Source organism: Dyella tabacisoli (genome assembly GCF_003350925.1).
Lineage (GTDB): Bacteria > Pseudomonadota > Gammaproteobacteria > Xanthomonadales > Rhodanobacteraceae > Dyella_C > Dyella_C tabacisoli.
On record NZ_KZ857174.1, the window covers coordinates 624,966 to 646,076 of the forward strand.

Genomic DNA, 21,111 nt, shown 5'->3' on the forward strand with positions numbered 1-21,111 from the left:
TTCCGTATGTTTGATTGTTCGCGTAGCGGTTCAAGTAGGAGTGAGCAGCAATCCATATCGCCAGAATTTCTCGGCGTAGCTGTCCAGCCTTCCACTCCATCTTATGGGTGCAGTAATGGGACTGTGATCGGTCGTTAATGTGAAGTGGCTAAGTCATCAAAAAGTGCTTTCTCAATGGTCAACATCTTTTGCGATCTGGCTTTCAATTTTCTGGCTGGCGTGCCGGTATAAATGCCCCATGGTTCCAGGCTTCTAGTCACCAGCGATAGTGCGCCCACCGACGATCCCTCACCAATAGTCACTTGAGGAAGAATGACTGAGCCAGAGCCAATAATGACATGGCGGCTCAGATGAACCGTGCCACCCCTGACCTTTGTGTATTTGCTGGGAACAGTAGGGTTGGTCAGCGCCTCTCCGGTGTAGTCATCGGTACGACTATAAACGTGGACGCCTTGTGATATCCCGCTGAAGTCATCCATCTGAATGCCATCGCCAGCGGATAGCAGGCAGTAGCCGGCAATATGGACATAAGAGCCAATCTTTAGCCACCCGGTGCCAGTTGCAATAATGCTGCAATAGGGATCAATACGAACGTTATCGCCGATCTCTATATTTTCCAGGCCGGCAATCGTATTGTTACGAGCAATCCTGACGTTCTTGCCGACAGCCTTGAAGCCAAGAGAACGTAATTCGCCTTCTTCCATGTATTCAGTGAGAAAGGGGTTCAGCATGAATGATCCTCTACGAATTTTGATCTTGCAGACTCTGGATTTATCAATAGAGCCATTTTTATCATGCTAACCCAGACCTATCCTCAATCTATGCGGACGATCACTGTTGCGTGATATTGCTTGACATGATGATCCTTTCGGTCTGGTCGTCCTTCTCCTGCCAAACCCCGTATTCGCCAATCATCCACTCCGTTGCCGAGCACCATTCGCAAAGCCGATCCTTCATTGCAAAGTTCATCTGACGATATGGGGCTGTTTGCCGTATGGGCCTCGGCGAGCATCCCGAATGTCTGGCGGAGGAGGTTGCGGGGTGGGCGCCCGGCATGACGGGAGGATAGATCTGCGCGGTCTCCACTGGAGATGCAATTGGCGCAAATTTGGCGCGAGCCAAAAAGAAAAGGCCCGCATCGCTGCGGGCCTTTCAATATGGTGGCTGAGGACGGAATCGAACCGCCGACACGGGGATTTTCAATCCCCTGCTCTACCAACTGAGCTACTCAGCCAAGCTGACTGCCATGTGGGCGGTCGGTGTTGCTTAGAGCCGCGCATTTAAGCTGATGTACGGCCCGGAGTCAAGACTCGGTGGTGGGGGCGACGTAGCCTTCGGGTTGCTTTACCTCGCCGCCGAAGAGGAATTTCTCCATCTCGGTAGTCAGGAACTGGCGTGCCTTGGGGTCGAGTGGATTGAGGCGGTATTCGTTGAGCAGCATGGTCTGGTGGGTCAGCCACTGCTGCCAGGCCGGTTTGGAGATCTCGGCGTAGATGCGCTGCCCGAGGGGGCCGGGCCAGGGGGCGAAATCGAGGCCGTCGGCGTCGATGCCGAGTTTGGCGCAATGGACCGTGCGACTCATGTTGATTTCCTTGTTGATTCCCTTGAGAAGGGTGCAAGCAGCAAGCTGCGTACGGGGGCGGGTAGGCCGAGTGCGGCGATTTCGACGCTATCGCACCAACGCAGGCTGGGATTATCGGCGATGGCGCGATGGGCGGCCGCCTCGTCGAACAGTAGCGGCTCGACATGCAGGCGATAGTGGCTGAAAACGTGCATGAAGGGCGCGAGTGCTTGCGCGTCGTCGATTTGCGCCAATCGTTGCGCGGTGCGCCAGGCGTCGTCGTGGTCGGCGGCTTCGGGCAAGCTCCACAAGCCGGACCACACCCCTTGCGGGCCGCGTCGTTCGAGCAGGATGCGGCCGTGTGCGTCGCGCAGTATCAGCATCACCGTGGCGCGCGTGGGAATAGCCTTGCTTGCCTTGGGTGTGGGCAACTGAGCGGTGAGATCGTCGCGATAGGCGATGCAGTCGGCGGCGAGCGGGCAAGCCTCGCATTGCGGGCGTGAGCGCGCGCAAAGGCTGGCGCCCAGGTCCATGATGGCCTGGGTGTAGTCGGCTGCGCGCTTGCTCGGTGTGTGTGCATCGGCGTGCTGCCACAGCACTTTTTCCACGGCACTCTGGCCGGGGTGGCCGTGGATGCCGTGAAAACGGGTAAGCACGCGTTTGACGTTGCCGTCGAGAATCGGAAAGCGCAGGCCATGGGCCTGCGCCAGAATCGCGCCCGCCGTGGAGCGGCCGATGCCGGGCAGGGCGGCAAGCGCGTCGAAATCGCGTGGCAGCTCGCCACCATGTTGCTGCACGCATTGCTGCGCGGCGCGATGCAGAAAGCGCGCGCGGCGGTAGTAGCCAAGCCCGGACCACAGTGCGAGCACGCGGTCTTCATCGGCGGCGGCAAGATCGCGCAGAGTCGGCAAGGCTTCGATAAAGCGCAAAAAGTAGGGGATGACCGTAGTGACTTGAGTCTGTTGCAGCATCACTTCGGACAGCCACACCCGATAGGCGTCGCGGGGGTGTTGCCAAGGCAGATCCTTGCGGCCGTGGTGATCGAACCAGGCCAGCAGGGCGGAAGCGAAAGGGTTCATGATTTTTTGGGTGCCGCGAGTGGCTTATTCGGCGTTGCGGTGCTGGCGGCGCTTGCCGGTGCGGTGACGCCGGCATCCACGCTAAGCCCTTCGATACTGATGCCGCCGGTTTCGATCTTGCCGATTTCGATATGCCCGCTACCCGGCGGCACCGATAGCTTCGGGCCTTCCTGGCTGCTCAGTTGCGACCACCAATCGGCCAGCGCCAGCGGCGGCAGGCGCAGGTCGGCGCGGTTGTCGGGGCCATCGAGTTTCAGGGCGAGCAGTAAGGGCTCGTTTTGATTGGCTGGTGTCAGTGTCAGCGCGATGTTGTAAGAGCCGGCATCGGCATGATCGAGCTTGCCGCCGAGATTCACAGTGGCATCGGCCGCGCCGTGCCAGCGCGCCTCACCGGCCAGTTGCAGTACCAGCGAGCTGCCTTGCGATAGATGCAGCGCGATGTTGTCCAGTTGCAGGGCATCGCCATCGATTCGCGGTGTAGCGGTAAGCCGTAGCTGCAGCGGGATGCCATTGGCATCTTTCGCCGCGATGGTCAGTGGAAACGGACGTCCAGATGCCAGGCAGCCGGCTTCCAGCGCCACGTCGCCATAGAGCAGGCGATTGCCGCGCACCAGGCTGCCGCGCGCGATCCGCACACCGGTATCGATGCTTGGTATATCGAATGGTTGGCCGCTGGGGCGCGGCGGGAGGCTGGATAGCCAGGCTTGCAGCGCATCGAGATCCATTCGTGGCGAGTCGATCTCCATTTGCGAGATCACCGTTTCGCCGCCGAGCAGGGTACGCCAGGGCAAGGTCAGCCGGCCACGTTCGGCGAGCAAGATCGGCATGCTCGCGCCTCGTGCATTCAAGGTAAGACCTTGCAGCTCAAGCGCCGGCCGTGGGAACAGCGTAGGGCTGGCTGGGCTGGACAGGTTCAGCTCCAGGCCGGCGCTGTGCGCTTGTGCTTGCAGCATCTTGGTGAAGCGTTCGGGCTGCAGTAACAGATGAATAGCCACTACGGCCGCGAGTGCCGCTGCCGTCACGACACTGGTAAGTATCAGCAAGGCGATGCGCAGCGGGCGCGACATGGCTAGTCACACCACCGTTGCAGGAGTGATATCGGCAGCGATGAAACTGCCCGCTTATGCATGGCCGAGGCTCGCCGGCAGCAGGCCGTCGACATAGGCTTGCGCATCGAATACGCGCAGATCGGTAGCCGTTTCGCCCAGTCCGACGTAGCGAATCGGCAGACCGAATTCGCGTGCCAGCGCAAACACCACGCCGCCTTTGGCAGTGCCGTCCAGTTTGGTGACCACCAAGCCGGTGACGCCGACGATCTGGCGGAACTGGCGCACCTGGTTCACGGCGTTTTGACCGGTGGTGCCGTCGATCACCATCAGCACTTCGTGCGGCGCATCGATGTCGAGTTTTTTCATCACACGGGCAATTTTGCCCAGTTCGTCCATCAGGCCGCCCTGGGTGTGCAGGCGGCCGGCGGTGTCGGCGATCAAGACGCCCGTGCCGCGTGAACGCGCGGCCTGCAGCGCATCGAAAATCACGCTGGCCGCGTCGGCATCCTGACCTTGTGAAATCACTTGCACCTGGTTGCGCTCGCCCCAGGTCTTGAGCTGCTCCACCGCGGCGGCGCGAAAAGTATCGCCGGCGGCCAGCAGCACCGAGTGGCCTTCGTCGCGATAACGCCGCGCGAGCTTGCCGATGGTGGTGGTCTTGCCCGCACCGTTGATGCCGACGGTGAGCACCACGAACGGTTGGTGGGTGGATATGTCGAGTGGCCGCTGCACGGGTTTGAGCAGGGCGATCAATTCTTGCCGCAGTGTGGTCAATAGTGCGCTGGCATCGGCAAACTCGCGTTTGTGCATGCGCCTGCGCAGATCCTCGACCAGGGTGGTGCTGGCCTCGACGCCGACATCGGCGGTAATCAGCGTCGTTTCCAACTCGTCCAGCAAGGCGTCGTCGAGTTTGGGGTTGCGCGAAAACAGCGATGAAAGGCCGCGCGCGAAGGTGCTGCCGGAGAGGCGCTCGCGCCAGCTTAGCTTGGCCGGAGCCGGTTCAGTAGGTGGTACGTCGACGATCGAGGCACTGACAGCAGGCACACTGACAACGTCAGCCGGCAATGCCTCGGCCCATTCCACGGCCCTTTCCGTTGGGCGGTCTGGCGCGGTAGTGCCGATATCGGCATCGGGCGATGCCATATCTGCCGAGACCTCCGGCGCCGGGGCGTCAAGCGGTGGCTGCGGCGTCGATTCGGCGGGTTTCTTTTTCCAGAACTTGAACATTGCGGCAGCGATTCAAAGACAATGAGCGGCATGCTACCACTGCCACTCCTACTGACTGCCGAACCGCGAGCGTCGGCATGAACACCCACACCGCCCCTGGGCGCATCCGCATCATTGGCGGCAGCCTGCGCAATTCGCGCCTGAATGTGCCCGATCTGCCCGGTTTGCGCCCGACCGCCGAGCGGGTCCGTGAGACGCTGTTCAATTGGCTGGCGCCGACCATCGCCGGTGCGCGTTGTCTGGATCTGTGCGCAGGCACCGGTGCGCTCGGTATCGAGGCGCTGTCGCGTGGAGCCGTCAGCGTTCAGTTCGTGGAGCGCGATGCGCGTGTCGCGCAGGCCTTGCGCGACAACCTGAGCCGGCTCAAGACCGTGGGTGGGCAGGTCGTCGCCATCGACGCCGGCCTGTTCCTGCAGGGCGCAGCACAGCCTTTCGATCTGGTCTTTCTTGACCCCCCGTTCACCCTGGCCCTGTGGACGCCGTTGGCGCAGCGGCTGGAGCAAGCGGGCTGGCTGGCGCCGCGAGCGTGGATCTATGTGGAGTCGCAGCGCGGCAGCGCGCCGGCACTGCCGGTGAACTGGCAACCGCACCGTGAGGGCGCGGCGGGCGAGGCGAGCTATGCGCTCTATCGCCGGTTGCCACCGGCTCAGGCGTGACAGGGTAGTTTTTCGCCGGCCCCGGTGCGGTGAAATGGGGGGAGATATCGGGCAGGCTCATACGTTGTTAAGCTAACCGCCTTCTCGCAGCCTCGATCTTTCCGTGGACAAACCGTCGATCAACCGTCGCCTTGCCGTTTATCCAGGCACTTTCGACCCCATTACCAATGGTCACTCCGATCTGGTCGCGCGTGCCGCGCCCTTGTTCGAGCGGGTAGTGGTGGCGGTGGCAGAGAGCCCGAACAAGGCCGGCGGGCCGGGCTTCAGCCTGCAAGAGCGCATTGCGCTGGCGCGTCTGGCCCTGGCCGACCTGCCCAATGTCGAGGTGCGCGGCTTCGACTGTCTGCTGGCCAATTTCGTCAAGCAGATCGGCGCCGGGGTGATTATTCGCGGTTTGCGCGCAGTGTCCGATTTTGAATACGAATTTCAGCTCGCCAGCATGAATCGCCATCTAATACCGCAGACCGAAACGTTGTTCCTTACACCGGCAGAGCAGTACAGCTTTATTTCTTCGTCACTGGTACGCGAGATCGGCCGCCTTGGCGGTGATATTTCCGGTTTCGTGCATCCGGCAGTACAACAGGCCATGCGGCAGCGCTGGCTGTAGCGCGGGCCTGGGCAAGCTCAGTCATTCATAATTAGTCAACCGAAACAAAAGGTGATCATCATGCGTAAGTTCGCTCTCGTTGCCACTGTCGCGCTAATCAGCGCTTTTGCCCTGACCGCTTGCAACAAGGACGCTGGCGATCAGCAAGCTGCGCAGCAACAGGTTCAGAAAGTCACCAAGCCCACCGATCCGAACGACGCCAAGGCATGGAACTCCTACCTCGGCCAGATCGTGCAGCAGAACATGCAGGGCATGACTTCCGATCGCCCCTTCCCGTACCTGGTGCCGGCCGGCGATACCGACGAGATCAAGGCAGGGCGCGAGCGCCAGTTGCAGAACGTGCAGGACGTAGTGGCTCGTGGCGTATTGCCGGGCAATATGCTGGTATTCGCCGGTCCCGACTCGGCCAAAACCGCCGAGTTCATGCTTGAAGCCTTCAAAGACGCCAAGCCGGGTTCGTTCAAGGACGTGATCGTGTTGTTCATCGGCGACCAGGCCGACCAGCAGCGCGTGACCGACGCGCTCAAGCCGACCAGCGCAAACATCCGTTTCGTCGCGATGTAAGTACTTCACTCCTCCTCTTGCTTGCAGGAGGAGGCCGGGGGTGAACTTCTGCCGCAAGCTCTCACCCCTCCCGAATCCTCCCTTGCGACCGAAGGCCGTCACTCTTCGGGGCCAGCAAGGGAGGAGGTTTTGCGGCCAGCATGTAGTATCGCTATCCATGTCTCTGAAAATCCTCGATACCTGCGTCAATTGCGACGTCTGCGAACCGGTTTGTCCGAACAAGGCCATCTCGCTGGGCGAGGAGTACTACGTAATCGATCCGGCGCTGTGTACCGAATGCGTCGGTCACTACGATGAGCCGCAATGCGTCGAGGTGTGTCCGGTCGATTGCATCCCGCTGGATCCCGACCATCCCGAGTCGCGCGAACAACTCCAACTCAAATACCAGGCATTGATGGCCAAGAAGGGCGCTGCATGACACTACGCTTGAACGCTCGTGCGTTGTTGTTGGGACTGTTGCTGACCAGTGCCGTTGCCTACGCTGCCGATGACATCAAACCATCGACGTCTGCCGCCATCGCGCCGCAGACATTCAATCAGCGTCCTGGTCATGCGGCTATCGCCAGCGCGAACTTTCACGCGACCGAGGCCGGCTTTGAGGTATTGGCCAAAGGCGGCAACGCATTTGATGCTGCCGTGGCGGTGGTTTCGGCCTTGTCGATCGTGGAGCCGGAGAGTTCGGGTACCGGCGGTGGTTTCATGGCGGTATTGCATCGGGCGTCCGATGGACACGAAGTGTTTATCGATGCGCGCGAGACGGCCCCGGCGGCAGTAAACGCCAAGGATTATCTCGACAAAGACGGTACTCCCAATCGCGATACCGCCTTGAATGGCCCGCTTTCGGCTGGTATTCCCGGTGCGCCGGCAGGCATGGCGTGGATAGCCGAGCATTACGGCAAACTGCCGTTGAAGACATCGCTGGCGCCGGCGATCCGGCTCGCACGCGATGGTTTCAAGCCCGATAGCCGTTTGATCCATGCGATTACCGAGCGGCAACAAGATATCAAGCGTTGGCCTGCTTCGGCCGCCAAGTACCTGCCTGACGGCAAGCCGCCGCTGGCGGGTGAGATATGGCGCGATCCCGATCAGGCGCGCACTCTGGAGCGGCTGGGCGAGCACGGCTTCGATGGTTTTTATCGGGGCGAGACAGCAAAGAAACTGCTGGCGGCCGTGCATGCCGCCGGTGGCAATTGGACGGCTAAAGACCTCGAAAGCTATCAGGTGAAGGAGCGCGCGCCGATCACCGTGAACTATCGCGGCTTCCGCATCGTTACCGCGCCGCCGCCGTCGTCCGGCGGTGTGGCTATCGCCGAGATACTCAATATCTTGTCCGGCTTCGATTTGAGCAAGCTCGACCAGGCAGAGCGCACACACTTGGTGATCGAGGCGATGCGTCGCGCCTTTCGCGATCACAACGACTATCTGGGCGATCCCGATTTCGTAAAAATGCCGCTGGATATGCTGTTGTCGCCGTATTACGCCGACGGCCTGCGGCAAACCATTCGCACCGATAAGGCGACACCTTCGTCGATGTTGCCATCCAGTGCCGGCGCTGAGCCGGGCATGCACACCACGCATTTCTCGATCATCGACGCCGACGGCAATATGGCCTCGATCACCTCGACGGTGAACTACACCATGGGTTCGGCTTTCGTCGCCGAAGGCACCGGCGTATTGCTCAACGACGAGATGGACGATTTCGCCCTGGTGCCCAACAAGCCCAATGTCTACGGCCTGCTCGGCAGTGCGGCGAACGCCCCTGCGCCGGGCAAGCGCATGCTGTCTTCGATGACGCCAAGCATCGTGTTCGGCGCCGACCGCGTGGGGGTGATCGGCTCGCCGGGCGGTTCCACCATCATCACCCAGGTGCTGGAAGGCATCCTCGCCTTTGTCGACGGCAAAAGCGCCACCGAGATCGCCGCGCAAAAGCGCTTCCATCACCAGTTCATGCCTGACCGCGTGGACATGGAAGAAGGTGCGTTCGACCAGACCACCGCCGATGCATTGACCGGCATGGGTCACACATTGAAGCAGCGCCAGTCATGGGGCTTTATGAATGTGGTGACTTGGGATTTGAAAGCGCACAAGCTCGATGCGGCCAGCGATCCGCGGCGGCCGTCGGGCTTGGGTAAGGTGCAGTAGCGGTTAGATGCGTCGCAAGCCCGCACGCCTCCAGCCCTCCCCTACGAGTCCCGAAAAGGGGGAGGCTGGGAGGGGGTAAAACCGCTGACGCGAAGGAGTACTGATTCGCCATGAAACTCTGGTCACTGATGGGTAATTCTCAGCAGCTCGATGGCGGCGCCATGTTTGTTCGGCCCATCCATGGGCCTCACCCCTCGCTGCGCTCAGGGCCGCCGATGGCGTCCGGATTCGTTCCAGACGAATCCGTGGCAACGGAGTACTGATTCGCCATGAAACTTTGGTCATTGATGGGTAATTCTCAGCAGCTCGATGGCGGTGCCATGTTCGGCAATGCTCCTAAAGCGCTATGGTCGCGCTGGATCGCGCCAGACGAACAAAACCGCATCCCATTGGCCTGCCGTTGTCTGCTGGCCAAGGATCTGAATGGCCGCAACGTGCTGTTCGAGACCGGCATTGGTGCGTTTTTCGAGCCGGCGTTGCGCGAGCGCTATGGCGTGGTCGAGAACCAGCACGTGCTGCTCGATTCGCTCGCTGCCGCCGGGCTCACCCACGAAGACATCGATGTCGTGGTGCTATCGCATCTGCACTTCGATCATGCCGGTGGCTTGCTCGCCGCGTGGCAAGAAGGGCAGCCGCCACAGTTGCTGTTTCCCAACGCCACCTATGTCGTCGGGGCCGAGCATTGGCAGCGCGCGATGAACCCGCATCCGCGTGATCGCGCCTCGTTTATCCCCGAGTTGCAGCAATTGCTTACCGACAGCGGCCGGCTGGAACTGGTCGACGGCGAGCACTCGAAGGTACTCGGTGATGCCGTGCGCTTTAGTTATTCGGACGGCCATACGCCTGGCTTGATGTTGGCCGAGGTGGGCGGTGTGGTGTTCTGCGCCGATTTGATTCCCGGCCGCTTCTGGGTGCATCTGCCGATTACCATGGGCTATGACCGCTACCCGGAAAAACTCATCGAAGAGAAGCGCACTTTTCTCGACGATAAGCTTTCGCGCGATGTGCGCTTGTTTTTTACGCACGATCACGACTGCGCCATGGCTCGTGTAGTGCGCGATGAGCGCGGTCGTTACGGTACGGCCGATGAGCAACCTGAGCTGCATGGGGTGTCGTTACGATGATCCGAGACAAGCGCAAGCCGATTTTGCTTGGGGCGGGCGTCGTGCTGTTGCTCGCCGCGGTGGCGTTGATGGCGATTACCGAGAGTGGGTTGGCCGATTTTCGCGCCGCCACCGCGCGCCATGGCGGGCAAGTACTCGATCTAGGCAGCACCGAGCGGGCACAAGCCGAGCAATATGGCTACATGGTGCGGGTGGTGGGTGCGCCCAAGGTGGTGGAAGCGCCTTACGACACCCAGTTCAATCAACGCTTCGATACGCCGGTGCTGGTTCGCCATGTGGAAATGTTCCAGTGGCGTGAAGTGCACGTCGGCGATCAGTTGCATTACGAAATGGACTGGGTCGATCGTCCGCTCGACAGCAGCCGTTTTGCGCAACCGTCGGGGCATGCCAACCCCGGCAGCTTTCCCATCGAGGGTAAGCAGTTCGATGCCGGCCAGGTGCGGGTCAACGAGCTCGCATTGTCGCCACCGTTGCTGCATGCCTTGCCGGGCAGCGAGCGGGTTACGCCCGACATGAAGTTATTGCCGAGCAATCTGGCGGCCAGCTTCAGCCTCTATCAAGACCACCTGGTGACCAGCGCGACCCCGGCCAACCCACGCCTGGGCGATCTACGCGTGAGCTGGGAGATCGTACCCGTGCAGACGCTGACGGTGTTTGGGCGTCTCGATGGCGATCGACTGGTGCCGGCGAACGATGCCGCCGACGGCAAGGGCTACGACATCCAGGTGGGTGATCGGGCGCTGGTCGATGTATTTCCCGACGTGCCGTTGCCGCCCGATGGTGTGTGGGCGCGGCGCCTGCTGGTACTGCTGCTCGCAGCGGCCGGTGCATGGCTGTTGATGAAAGGCCGGCGTGCCTGAACTTGGGCTACCGGGGCGGGGCTACCGGGGCATCAGTTGGGCCGCTGCTCGGCAAACGCATACACATGGTCGGCCCAGCGCGTTGCTTCGAGGTAAACGGTAGCCATGCGGCGGATCTGTTGCGGTTGGGTATCGCCGCTGCGCATTTCGCCGGCCTCCCACTGGATCACCTGTTCAAGCAACGGTGCGAATGGCCCTTCGCGTTGCAATAGTGCGTTGCGGATGTCCGCTGCCAGTGGAATGTGTTCGAGCACGAAATCCATCGGCGCGCACATCAGGCTGTCCAGCAGAGAGAACAGACCGGCGGTGAACGCCATTTCGCGTTGCTCGCGCGGCATGCTCTGGGCCAGTTGTTCGCACATATGCGCGCGGATCAGCGCGGCGCGCAGCAGCTCCGGCGGGCGGTCGTGCATGCCGCTCAAGGCCATGGTGCCGATCCAGTTGCGGATGCGCTTGAGGCCGAAAAAGATCGCCGCCTGCTCTACTGATTTGAGTTGGCGTGGCAGTGCGAAGTAGGCCGAGTTGACGCAGCCGAGCAATTTGTAACTGAGGATCGCATCGTTGCGAATCACTTGCCCCAGCTCCACCGGGCCGGCGTTTTCTTCTTCGAGCGCGCGCAACAGGCGCAGCACGCTCAGACGGTTGGGGCTGAGTACGGGTACCTCGACTTTCTCCGGCAACAGCAGGTAGCCACCCTGAATCGCAACGAACGGCAGCGCCATGCAGCGGTGGCAGGTTTCATGGTCGTCGACATGGCCGGCGATGACTTGCAAGCCGCGCGCGTGTAGATGCTCGCATTGTTCGCGCAATGTGGCGGGGTCCAGCCGGCGGGCGTCCAGCCGTACGAAACGGGCCAGCGCCAGCAAGGCGGATGCCGCGCGATCGCTGCTGGCTTGCGGGATCGGTCGGGCGCCTTGATCGAGCAGTAAGGTACAGCCGCGCTGCGACAGCGATTGCAGATGCTCCAGCAAGGCTTCGTCGTCGGCGTAATCGGGCTCGATCACCAGGCCGATGCGCGGATAGCGCAGCAGTAACTCCGATTGCTCCAGCAGCGATTTGCGCGACAGATGCAGAAACACCCGGTTATCGCGGGCCAGCCGTGTGACCGAGCCGTCGATGATGGTCGACAGCACACGATGCATCAGCGTGGTTTCGTCATCGTCGGGCTGCAACAGAAGCTCGTAGGCCACCAGTTGATGCTCGCGATCGAGCATCGGCACGCGAACCACCGGCAGCGGAGCCTCGTGAAAAGGCGGCGCGAGGTGGGTGTCGGTTACGGCTTGGGCAACAGTGTCGCTCATGAGTGGACCGTCAATGCCGGCGCGGGACGCCATCGCTGGCGAGCCCTGCGCGAATCGTCGCCCGCTTCCATACCTGGATGCGGGATGGGTGGGGCCGAACATCGGGAATGGGGAATGTGGAATGGCCAGAGCGCCGTAGTGCCGTCGCTTGTCCCTACTCTTTATTCTCGATTCCCCATGCCCGGCTCGATCAAGCCTCGGCCAACGGCAATGAGCGGTAGCCGCCGCTCAGTATGCCTGCTGGGCCGTATAGATTCGCTTCGTCTTTGCCGCCGGTAAGCACGGACAAGGCGTGTCGGATCTGACTCAGTTGCTGCCCGACGATGCTGCCGTTACGTTGGTTCGCATGTTGGCAGGCGGCAAGCGTTTGTAGCACATCGGCCCAGGCTTCTTGTTGCTGCGATGAAGGTGTCTGCAAGTTTTGCGTCAGTTGCACGCGTTCGACATCGAGCTGTTCCAGTCGGCGCATCAGCGCCTGTTTGGCTTCGCCGGCCCGGTCGAGCGCTTCGGCGTCGGCTCGGTTCAGTGCCGCGCGCTCGGCGCCCAACGCATCGTTCAACTGTGCGACGGCCTGGCGCATGTCGCCGATCACGGCAGACAAGGTATCGCTCAACTCGACTTGCAGCCCAGTGTCCATGCCTTAAGTGCTCACGCCTTGCCGTTGAGCTGGTTTTCCAGCGAGATCATGCGGTCGGCGATACGCGTGGCGTCGATGCGGTAGCTGCCGTCGGCCAGCGCCTTGCGCACCTGCTCCACGCGGTGTGTATCGATCGCATTGCCTTTGTCGCCTTGCACAGCCTGATGCAGGGCACGCGCCGACGCGGTCAGCTTCACGCTGTCATCGGCTGCTGCCACGGGTGTCGCTTCCGTGGCATTGGCGTTGACGCTGCCTTGCGTGGCGGTGCCGTGCTGGCCGCTTTTGGCCTGCGGCAGTACCGGTAAGCCGTTCGATGTGATGGTGGTATTCATGGTTGTCATCTCTTTGCAGCTTGACTCGATGAGTTTCGTGTCCTGCCTGGGCAATATATCGGCGGTGACGGGGGGAACTTTAGAGCAGGGAACGGGGGATGGGGAACGGGGAACATGGCGTTCGAGTGGTTACTGTGGTGCCGCGTTCTTTTTGATCTTTAGTTCGTTCTTGCTCTTGCTTCTGTTTCTCTGCTTTTTAGGCTCTTCCCCGTTCCCCGTTCCCCGTTCCCCGTTCCCCGTTCCCCGTTCCCCGTTCCCGGCTCACGGTAATGCCTCGACCACCCCGGCATCACGCACTACAGCATCAACCGCCTTCCCCGAGCTGTCGTTGCGCACGCGTAACCGAGCGCCGGCATCGCCGCTGCCCAGGGCGAGGCCGCTGGCACGCACTTCAATGCCGTCCAGCCGGGCGATCAGTTGCACGCGGTCGCCGGCGCGCACGCTTTGCCGGCCGCCCAATGCGCCGGGGGTCAGCACGCTACCGGCAGTCAACGGTCGTGCCAATACGCGCCCGGTGGCTTGGTCGGGCTGCTCGATATAGCCGTAGCCGAGGCGCGCGACATCGCGTTCTTCGCTGTGCAGATCGGCCATGACGATACCGTCGCCGCGTTGCAACGGCCGAGTGGTAACCAGTACTTGGCGATACAGCTCCAGGCGCACCGGCACGCGCACGCGCCAGCCGCCGGCGACCGGGCAATGTACTTCCACACTGAGTCGCGACGCAGGCTGCTTGGGTGGGATGGCTTGTGGCGGCAGTGCGCAGTCGGGTAGTTGCAGGCGTGTATCGAGGCTGTCGGTTTGCACTACGAGGCGGTTGCCCGGTTGATCGTAACGCTCACGCACAGCGTTCTCGGCGGCATGGCGCAGGCTGTCGGGCGATTGCGTCGCGCTGGCTGTCTGCACCCAGATCAACAGCGAGAGCAATGCGAGCGCGAGTCTATTCATGCGTGACTGTCGGCAAGCAGCATGCCGAGCTGCTGATGGATGGTTTCGCGCTCGGTTTCAAGGCGGCCCGGCAATTGGGCGGCTTGTCCCAGTTCGCCCTGGCTGAGCAGGCTGACAAAGGTTTCGGCATGGTTGCTCAGGCGTTGCCCGGCTTCCAGTAACGGCGTCGCGGCCGGGTGTGCGGTGTGATGAGTGGCGAATCGCTGCAGCACTTGCTTGAGTACGGCCATATCGAACCAGCGGCGATCGAGCGCGGCCGGTTCGTGCAAGGCCAGCTCCATCGCCTGACGCAGGCCTTGAACGGATTCGCGCAGACTCAAGCTGAGGCCGGCGATGGAGTGGCCAGTCGTGCGGTCCAGCCAGCTCAGATCCAACCAGTTGAGACATAGCCGATGCGACAACACCGCCGCGCGATCGAGTGCTTCGGTCTGGCGGCGCGCTTCGGTAGCGCGGCGTTGCAAAGCGCCGAGCGCTGCCTGGGTAGCGCTGACGCGCACGTTCTGTGCGTCGCAACTCTGTTGCAGGGTTTGCAAGCGGTTGCTGGCGACATGCAACGCCTCGGCGCCGTCTTGCAAGGCGTCGCTGGTGCGGCCAATGCGTTCTTGCGCGCCTTCCAGCCGCAGCATGCCGTGTTGTACATCGCCATCGAGTTGTTGCGAAAAATCACCGATCGAACCGGTGACCGCTTCAATCTCTCCGGTGGCCTGGCTGGTTTTTTCCGCGAGCTGTTTCACCTCGTCGGCCACCACGGCGAAGCCGCGTCCCGCTTCGCCGGCGCGGGCCGCTTCGATGGCCGCATTGAGCGCAACCAGGTTGGTCTGATGGGCGATCTCCTGCACGGTCGCAGTGAGTTTGCGAATCTGCGCTACCTGTTCGGCGAGTTTGCTTTGATTGCGGCTCATCGCGGACAGCGCGCTACGCAGCAAGCGCAATTGGCCATCCAGTTCGTTGACGGTAGCGGCGCCGTGGCGCGTGGTTTCACGCGCTCGCTCGATGCCGCCGGCCGTTTGTTGCAGACTCGTCGAGATCCCGGCGCCGTTATCCGTCAAACGCCCGGCGCTTTCGCGACTTTCGCCGGTCGCTTGTTCCAACGCCTGATGTTCGCGCAACAGCGCTTGCGCCGTGTTCAACATCAGGCCTTGCTGTTCCACCGCCTGCATCGCGGTGGTCGATGGCTCGCGTGGCGTAGCCGCGAACAACGGCGCCAGCGCGCGCGCCAGGCGCGGATGTTGCCGCGAGAGCAAAGCCACCTGCGCGGTGTCGCCGGTAACGGCGGCTTGTACCAGTGCGTCGAGGTGTTTGCTCTGGATTAGTTGCATGTGACCAGGCTCATGAACGGGGCGATCCTTGGATAGATGGTCTTTGGTAGATCGACCGTCTGCGGTAAAACTTGAGGATGCAAGAGCGGTGCCAGTGGGAGTGGGGTAGGAGATGTCGTCGCTAGGTCTACCCCCGTCCAGCACTCGCGTCAGTATTTCGTCTCCACCCGCGCCGTAGAACCGTCGAAAACCTGGATCACGACATGCGAATCCAGCGTGGAAGCGGCTTTCGCCGGCATGGCATGCAATTTGCCACGTGCTTCGTGCGGCCCTCGCCGCGCGGAGTTTGCGATGAGTTCAATCAACGACAACTTGTTCGGTGTGCATACCAAGGCGCTGGGACTGTGGCAGCGTCGTGCTGAAGTGTTGGCCAGCAATCTGGCCAATGCCGACACACCGGAGTATCTCGCGCGCGATGTCGATTTTCGCAAGGCGCTTGCCGATGCCAGCGATGCGCAGCCGAGCTTATCGATGCGTGCCGATGCACCGGGACATATCGATACCGCGGCCCAGGCCAGCGAGCAGCTCGCCTATCGCATGCCGACGCAGCCGAGCATGGACGGCAATACCGTCGAGACACAGGTAGAGCAGGCTAACTTCGCCGCCAACGGCGTGCACTACCAAGCCAGCCTGGCCTTTATCACGGCGCAGATCCGCATGCTGCGCACCGCCATCACCGGAGGCCAGGGCTGATGTCGTTATTCAAGATTTTCGATGTGGCCGGTTCGGGCATGAGCGCGCAGTCGCTGCGGCTCAATACGGTAGCCAGCAATATGGCCAATGCCGATAGCGTGGCATCCACGCCCGAGGCGGCTTATCGCGCACGGCAACCTCTATTCGCCGCCGTGCAGCGCGAGATGCTGGCCGGACGGGGCGCCGCCGATGACGATGGCACCGGTGTGCAAGTGCTCGGCATCAGTGAAAGCGAAGCCGCCGCACCGAGTCGTTACGAGCCAGGCAACCCCATGGCTGATTCCAATGGCTATGTCTACGGCAGCAACGTCAACCCGGTGGACGAACTGGTCAACATGATTTCCGCCTCGCGTTCGTATCAGAACAACGTCGAGGTGATGAACAGCACGCGTCAGTTGATGCAAAAGACGTTGGATCTTGGAAAGTAATGCCTGCCCATGCGCAGCAAGCACACACGAGGTTGATGCAATGAGCGACATATCCGTCAATGGCAGCGGCAGCGGTAGCGGCATCCAATCGGCGTCGGCGGGCAAAGGTCAAACGCTGACCCAGGCGAATTTTCTCAGCTTGCTGGTGCAGCAGATGCGCAACCAGGACCCGACCCAGCCGATGGACGCCTCGCAGATGGTGAGCCAACTGGCGCAGATCAGCCAGGTCTCGGCCACCCAGGGTTTGCAGACGTCGTTCGACAGTCTCAGCAAGTCGCTGCAAAGCAATCAGTTGTTGCAGGCGAGCGGCATGGTCGGCCGCAGCGTCACGGTGCCTTCCAGCGCCGGCAAGCTCAGTGCCGGCGGTGTCATCGATGGGGCGGTCAATGTGCCCACGTCCGGCGCACGCGTGCTGCTGCAGGTCACCGATGCCAGCGGCACCGTGGTGCGCCATATCGAGTTGGGCACGCCCGATGCCGGGTTGGTCGATTTTCATTGGGATGGCTTGAGCGATAGCGGCGAAAAACTGCCGGCCGGTGCCTATGGGCTGAAAGCGCAAGCCGGCACCGCGGCGGCACAAACCTATGTCAGCGGCAAAGTCAGCAGCGTAGGCATGGCCGGCAGCGATTTAGGCACCTATTTGCAGGTGGATGGTTTCGGCGGTGTCCTGCTGGGACAGGTCGCGCGAGTCAATTGAGCGAATCAACGAAACAACAGAGGAAACAGCAATGGCATTCAATATCGCACTGAGCGGCCTCAACGCGGCGTCTTCCGACCTGGAGGTCACCGCCAACAATATCGCCAACACCGCGACCACCGGCTTCAAGGGTTCGCGCGCCGAATTCGCCGAGCTGTACAGCGCCGCCGGCCGCAACCTGAGTTCCACCCAGATCGGCAGCGGCGTGCGCCTCACCAACGTGGCGCAGCAATTCAAGGCGGGCAACGTCGAGACCACCGGCAACAGCCTGGATTTTGCGATCAGCGGCGATGGCTTTTTCACCTTGCGCGACGGCCAGGGTCTTTCCTATACCCGCGCCGGCGCCTTTCGCCAGGATGCCAATGGCTTCGTGGTGAACGCGAGCGGACAGAATCTGCAGGTGTTTCCGGCCAATGCCAACGGCGGCTTCGATAACAGCACGCTAAGCAACCTGCGCCTGATTACCTCGCAGAACGCGGCCAAGGCGACCTCCAACGTACAGATGGCGTTGAACTTGCCATCCAACGCCACCGCACCGGTGAACCCGTTCAGCGCCACCGACGCCACCAGCTTTAATCAGGCCACGCCGTTCACCGCTTACGACTCACTGGGCGCAACACATAGCGGCACCGTCTACTTCGTCAAAAATGCGGCGGCCAACAGTTGGACCGCCCGCCTGTACGTCGATGGCGTCGACACTGGTGCGACCCAGCCGATGACCTTTACCAGCAGCGGCGCATTGGCGACGCCGGTAGGCGGCATGCTCGCGTTTCCGGCAATCTCGCCCAGCCCTGGCGCCGATCCACTGAAGCTCAGCCTGGATATGTCCAAGGCGACCCAGTTCGGCAACAGCTATGCGGCCGGTTCGATTACCGCCGATGGCTATCCCACCGGCACCTTGTCGAGCATTGATGTTTCCAGCAGCGGCATCGTGCAGGCGAAATTCTCCAACGGCCAATCGCAGGCGCTGGGCCAGCTAGCCATGGCCAATTTCGCCAACTTGCAGGGGCTGCGCAAAATCGACAATACCAATTGGGCGGCTTCGTTCGATTCCGGTACGCCGGTGATGGGCGCGGCCGGCAGCGGCACTTACGGCAGCGTGCAGTCCGGTGCACTGGAAGCTTCCAACACGGCCGACCTCACCGGACAACTGGTGAATCTAATCAAGGCGCAGCGCAACTATCAGGCCAACGCGCAGGTGATCTCCACCGACGACAAGCTCACCCAGACGATCATCAATATTCGTAACTAAGGCGGCGTCTCTCTCCTGCATGCAGGGGAGAGAGTTCACTGCAATGAGGTAAGCCATGGATCGTTCACTCTACGTAGCCATGACCGGCGCCACGCAAACCATGCGCGCGCAGACCGAGGTGGCGCACAACCTGGCCAACGCCGATACGGTGGGCTTCAAGGCGCAACTGTCGGCATTCCAGCCACTGCCGGTGCAAGGGCCGGGGCTGGCTACGCGTATCAACGGCGTGTCGCACGGCTTGGGCAAAGACTTGCGCGCGGGTGGACAGATCGACACCAGCCGTCCGCTCGACGTCGCCGTGCAAGGCGATGGCTGGATCGCCGTGCAGGCACCCGACGGCAGCGAGGCTTATACCCGCGATGGCGAATTGCGGCTGACCTCCGATGGTTTGCTGACCGATGCACGCGGTAACCCGGTACTCGGCGATGGCGGCCCGATCAGCGTGCCGCAGAGTTCGCAGCTCGACATCGGTGCCGACGGCACGATTTCAGCGGTGCCGCTGGGGCAAACGCCAAATACCGTATCCGCGGTGGGCCGCATCAAGCTGGTCAACCCGCCTGCCGGACAACTGACGCAGGACGAAAACGGGTTGATGCGCATGAGTGGCGGCGGCAGTGCCAGCGCCGATCCCGCGGTGACGTTGAAATCCGGCGTGCTGGAATCGAGCAACGTCAATCCGGCGCAAACCCTGGTGCAGATGATTCAACTGTCACGCCAATACGAAATGCAGGTGCGCTCGATTCGCAGCGCCGACGACAACGAGCAGTCGGCCTCGCGCCTGCTGCAGGTGGGCTGACCTTCCGAATCGATCTTTCGATCACGCCGCCCGAATACACTGGAGTCTTTGATATGTTCTCTTCGCTATGGGTCGCCAAGACCGGTCTCGATGCGCAGCAAACGCGCATGGATGTGATCTCCCACAACCTCGCCAACGCCAATACCACCGGTTTCAAAAGCTCGCGCGCCGCATTTCAGGATCTGATCTACCAGAACCTGCGCCAGCCCGGCGGGCAGACCACCGAGCAGACCCAGGCGCCGTCGGGCCTGATGCTCGGCACCGGTGTGCGGGTGGTCGGCAACGAAAAATTGTTCACTCAAGGCAATGTCGAAGCCACCGGCAATTCGATGGATGTAGCCATCCAGGGCCGCGGCTTTTTGCAAGTCACCCAGCCCGATGGCAGCGTCGCCTACACCCGCGACGGCTCCCTGCACCTGGATCAGAACGGCCAGCTTGTGACCGCCAACGGCTATGCCATCGACCCGGCGATCACCCTGCCGGCCAACGCGCAGAAGGTCACCATCGGCACCGACGGCACCGTCAGCGTCAGCTTGCCCGGACAAGCGGCAACGCAGCAGGTCGGCACCGTACAGCTCGCCGATTTCATCAACCCCGCAGGACTGCAACCCAACGGCGACAACCTTTATCTGGAAACCGCCTCCAGCGGCGCGCCGCAGATCGGCCAGCCCGGCCTCAATGGCATGGGCACCTTGGCGCAGGGTTCGCTGGAAAGCTCCAACGTCAACGTGGTCGAACAGATGGTCGACATGATCCAGACCCAGCGCACTTACGAGATGAATTCCAAAGCCATCTCCGCCGCCGATTCGATGCTGCAATTTCTCACCAACAAGACCTGAGCCATGCCGATGCTTCGCTTTGCGCTATTGCTCATGTCATTCGCTCTGCTGGCCGGTTGCGCCATGCCGATGCCGCGCGACGACACCGCGTGGGCAGCGACTGCGCCGCTGGAGCCGCCGGTGGCAGCGGCACAAGCCGACGGCGCGATCTATCACGAAGCACAAAGCATGGAGTTATTCGCCGACCCGCGAGCACATCGCGTCGGCGACATCCTGACCATTTCATTAGTGGAAAGCACCCAGGCCAGCAAAAAGAGCGCAACCAGCACCAGCAAGAAAGACAAGACCAATATCACCGCACCCACCTTGCTAGGACGTGCACTCACCCTCGACGGCAGAAACGCCGACATCAGCACGCAAAGCGGCAACAACTTCGACGGCAACGGCAGCAGCAGCCAAAGCAATCAACTCACCGGACAAATCACCGTCACCGTGGCGCAGCGCTTATCCAACGGCAATTTGCTGGTGCGCGGCGAGAAGTGGCTGACGATCAATCAGGGCCAGGAGCTGGTACGGGTGTCAGGCATCGTGCGGCCGCAAGACATCGGCCAGGACAACATTGTGCCGTCGACGCGGGTGGCGGATGCGCGGATTGGTTATACGGGGCGGGGGACGCTGGCGGATGCGAATACGCGGGGGTGGTTGTCGCGGTTTTTTAATTCTAAGTGGATGCCGTATTGATGTTGGGGAGGATGCGCTTTCGCGAGGTTGATCGCCTGCGGCGGGCTTTCGAACCCCTGCCGGGGCCCGAGTCACTTTTCTTTGCTTGCTCAAAGAAAAGTAACCAAAAGAAAGAGCACCCCGGTGAGTCGCCCTACGGGTACGTGAGGGTCGGCCGGGCTTTTCGACAGGGCTTCCTGCCCTGGCGAAAAGGCATCGACATCCATGTCGATGCCCCTGCGGGCCTTGTCGTCCGACCCTCACCGACGCACAGGGGCCCCAAGGTCAAGAGCCAAGAGCAAGAGCAAGAGCAAGAGCAAGAGCAAGGTCAAAAGCTGCGAGT

At 61.7% G+C, this 21,111-nt stretch carries 25 protein-coding genes and 1 tRNA gene; 15 read left to right on the forward strand and 11 right to left on the reverse strand.

Annotated features, from left to right (window positions below; all coding sequences use genetic code 11):
* Positions 1 to 134: 134 nt before the first annotated feature.
* The 6 genes from DVJ77_RS06805 to ftsY form a co-directional block, all read right to left on the reverse strand.
* Complete coding sequence (locus DVJ77_RS06805; RefSeq protein WP_191983667.1) at positions 135 to 731, reverse strand: acyltransferase; 597 nt, start codon at positions 729 to 731, stop codon at positions 135 to 137.
* Between the two features lie 427 nt (positions 732 to 1,158).
* A tRNA-Phe gene (locus DVJ77_RS06810) sits at positions 1,159 to 1,234 on the reverse strand.
* 69 nt (positions 1,235 to 1,303) lie between these two features.
* The gene (locus DVJ77_RS06815; protein WP_114844689.1) at positions 1,304 to 1,582 is read right to left on the reverse strand and encodes an oxidative damage protection protein; all 279 of its coding nucleotides are present in this window, start codon (positions 1,580 to 1,582) and stop codon (positions 1,304 to 1,306) included.
* Positions 1,579 to 2,640, reverse strand: a complete 1,062-nt coding sequence (gene mutY / locus DVJ77_RS06820) for an A/G-specific adenine glycosylase (protein ID WP_114844690.1) — start codon at positions 2,638 to 2,640, stop codon at positions 1,579 to 1,581. Before mutY ends, DVJ77_RS06815 begins: the two co-directional genes overlap by 4 nt.
* Positions 2,637 to 3,707: an AsmA family protein gene (locus DVJ77_RS06825; RefSeq protein ID WP_114844691.1), complete on the reverse strand. Its 1,071-nt coding sequence runs from the start codon at positions 3,705 to 3,707 to the stop codon at positions 2,637 to 2,639. Before DVJ77_RS06825 ends, mutY begins: the two co-directional genes overlap by 4 nt.
* 54 nt (positions 3,708 to 3,761) lie before the next feature.
* Positions 3,762 to 4,916 carry a signal recognition particle-docking protein FtsY gene (gene ftsY / locus DVJ77_RS06830; RefSeq protein WP_114844692.1) on the reverse strand — a complete coding sequence of 385 codons (1,155 nt, stop codon included), beginning with the start codon at positions 4,914 to 4,916 and terminating at the stop codon, positions 3,762 to 3,764.
* A 77-nt stretch (positions 4,917 to 4,993) separates the two neighbouring features.
* Here ftsY and rsmD point away from each other — a divergent pair, with 77 nt between their 5' ends.
* The 7 genes from rsmD to DVJ77_RS06865 all read left to right on the forward strand — a co-directional run bounded on the left by rsmD (position 4,994) and on the right by DVJ77_RS06865 (position 10,869).
* Positions 4,994 to 5,572 carry a 16S rRNA (guanine(966)-N(2))-methyltransferase RsmD gene (rsmD, locus tag DVJ77_RS06835; RefSeq protein WP_114844693.1) on the forward strand — a complete coding sequence of 193 codons (579 nt, stop codon included), beginning with the start codon at positions 4,994 to 4,996 and terminating at the stop codon, positions 5,570 to 5,572.
* Positions 5,573 to 5,675: 103 nt separating this feature from the next.
* The gene (gene coaD / locus DVJ77_RS06840; RefSeq protein ID WP_191983668.1) at positions 5,676 to 6,179 is read left to right on the forward strand and encodes a pantetheine-phosphate adenylyltransferase; all 504 of its coding nucleotides are present in this window, start codon (positions 5,676 to 5,678) and stop codon (positions 6,177 to 6,179) included.
* Between the two features lie 60 nt (positions 6,180 to 6,239).
* A complete protein-coding gene (locus tag DVJ77_RS06845; RefSeq protein ID WP_114844773.1) occupies positions 6,240 to 6,743 on the forward strand; it encodes a hypothetical protein in 504 nt (167 codons plus the stop codon).
* A gap of 157 nt (positions 6,744 to 6,900) precedes the next feature.
* Positions 6,901 to 7,161, forward strand: a complete 261-nt coding sequence (locus tag DVJ77_RS06850) for a YfhL family 4Fe-4S dicluster ferredoxin (RefSeq protein ID WP_114844694.1) — start codon at positions 6,901 to 6,903, stop codon at positions 7,159 to 7,161.
* Positions 7,158 to 8,885, forward strand: a complete 1,728-nt coding sequence (ggt, locus tag DVJ77_RS06855) for a gamma-glutamyltransferase (RefSeq protein WP_114844695.1) — start codon at positions 7,158 to 7,160, stop codon at positions 8,883 to 8,885. Before DVJ77_RS06850 ends, ggt begins: the two co-directional genes overlap by 4 nt.
* A gap of 269 nt (positions 8,886 to 9,154) precedes the next feature.
* On the forward strand, positions 9,155 to 10,009 hold the full coding sequence (locus tag DVJ77_RS06860) for an MBL fold metallo-hydrolase (RefSeq protein ID WP_114844696.1): 855 nt from the start codon (positions 9,155 to 9,157) through the stop codon (positions 10,007 to 10,009).
* Positions 10,006 to 10,869, forward strand: a complete 864-nt coding sequence (locus DVJ77_RS06865; RefSeq protein WP_114844697.1) for a TMEM43 family protein — start codon at positions 10,006 to 10,008, stop codon at positions 10,867 to 10,869. Before DVJ77_RS06860 ends, DVJ77_RS06865 begins: the two co-directional genes overlap by 4 nt.
* 32 nt (positions 10,870 to 10,901) lie before the next feature.
* On the opposite strand, the gene DVJ77_RS06870 is transcribed toward DVJ77_RS06865, so the two are convergent.
* The 5 genes from DVJ77_RS06870 to DVJ77_RS06890 all read right to left on the reverse strand — a co-directional run bounded on the left by DVJ77_RS06870 (position 10,902) and on the right by DVJ77_RS06890 (position 15,403).
* Positions 10,902 to 12,170, reverse strand: coding sequence for an EAL and HDOD domain-containing protein (locus tag DVJ77_RS06870; protein WP_225427859.1), 1,269 nt, complete (start codon positions 12,168 to 12,170; stop codon positions 10,902 to 10,904).
* Positions 12,171 to 12,360: 190 nt separating this feature from the next.
* The gene (locus tag DVJ77_RS06875; protein WP_114844698.1) at positions 12,361 to 12,807 is read right to left on the reverse strand and encodes a flagella synthesis protein FlgN; all 447 of its coding nucleotides are present in this window, start codon (positions 12,805 to 12,807) and stop codon (positions 12,361 to 12,363) included.
* Positions 12,808 to 12,818: 11 nt separating this feature from the next.
* Complete coding sequence (gene flgM, locus DVJ77_RS06880; protein WP_114844699.1) at positions 12,819 to 13,139, reverse strand: flagellar biosynthesis anti-sigma factor FlgM; 321 nt, start codon at positions 13,137 to 13,139, stop codon at positions 12,819 to 12,821.
* 261 nt (positions 13,140 to 13,400) lie between these two features.
* On the reverse strand, positions 13,401 to 14,084 hold the full coding sequence (gene flgA, locus DVJ77_RS06885; RefSeq protein WP_114844700.1) for a flagellar basal body P-ring formation chaperone FlgA: 684 nt from the start codon (positions 14,082 to 14,084) through the stop codon (positions 13,401 to 13,403).
* The gene (locus DVJ77_RS06890) at positions 14,081 to 15,403 is read right to left on the reverse strand and encodes a methyl-accepting chemotaxis protein (RefSeq protein WP_114844701.1); all 1,323 of its coding nucleotides are present in this window, start codon (positions 15,401 to 15,403) and stop codon (positions 14,081 to 14,083) included. The genes flgA and DVJ77_RS06890 overlap by 4 nt, the downstream gene beginning before the upstream one ends.
* Before the next feature lie 291 nt (positions 15,404 to 15,694).
* On the opposite strand from DVJ77_RS06890, the gene flgB reads away from it, so the two are divergent.
* The 8 genes from flgB to DVJ77_RS21425 all read left to right on the forward strand — a co-directional run.
* Complete coding sequence (flgB, locus tag DVJ77_RS06895) at positions 15,695 to 16,096, forward strand: flagellar basal body rod protein FlgB (protein WP_114844775.1); 402 nt, start codon at positions 15,695 to 15,697, stop codon at positions 16,094 to 16,096.
* Entirely contained in the window at positions 16,096 to 16,524 is a 429-nt protein-coding gene (flgC, locus tag DVJ77_RS06900) for a flagellar basal body rod protein FlgC (RefSeq protein WP_114844702.1), read from the forward strand. The genes flgB and flgC overlap by 1 nt, the downstream gene beginning before the upstream one ends.
* A 40-nt stretch (positions 16,525 to 16,564) precedes the next feature.
* Positions 16,565 to 17,221, forward strand: a complete 657-nt coding sequence (locus DVJ77_RS06905; RefSeq protein WP_114844703.1) for a flagellar hook assembly protein FlgD — start codon at positions 16,565 to 16,567, stop codon at positions 17,219 to 17,221.
* A gap of 31 nt (positions 17,222 to 17,252) precedes the next feature.
* A complete protein-coding gene (gene flgE / locus DVJ77_RS06910) occupies positions 17,253 to 18,473 on the forward strand; it encodes a flagellar hook protein FlgE (RefSeq protein WP_114844704.1) in 1,221 nt (406 codons plus the stop codon).
* 55 nt (positions 18,474 to 18,528) lie between these two features.
* A complete protein-coding gene (gene flgF / locus DVJ77_RS06915; protein ID WP_114844705.1) occupies positions 18,529 to 19,269 on the forward strand; it encodes a flagellar basal-body rod protein FlgF in 741 nt (246 codons plus the stop codon).
* A gap of 53 nt (positions 19,270 to 19,322) precedes the next feature.
* Complete coding sequence (gene flgG / locus DVJ77_RS06920; RefSeq protein WP_114844706.1) at positions 19,323 to 20,108, forward strand: flagellar basal-body rod protein FlgG; 786 nt, start codon at positions 19,323 to 19,325, stop codon at positions 20,106 to 20,108.
* Positions 20,109 to 20,111: 3 nt separating this feature from the next.
* Positions 20,112 to 20,789, forward strand: a complete 678-nt coding sequence (gene flgH / locus DVJ77_RS06925; RefSeq protein ID WP_114844707.1) for a flagellar basal body L-ring protein FlgH — start codon at positions 20,112 to 20,114, stop codon at positions 20,787 to 20,789.
* A gap of 11 nt (positions 20,790 to 20,800) precedes the next feature.
* Positions 20,801 to 21,111 (forward strand): hypothetical protein (locus DVJ77_RS21425; protein ID WP_225427860.1); only part of this gene is annotated, 311 nt, incomplete at its 3' end.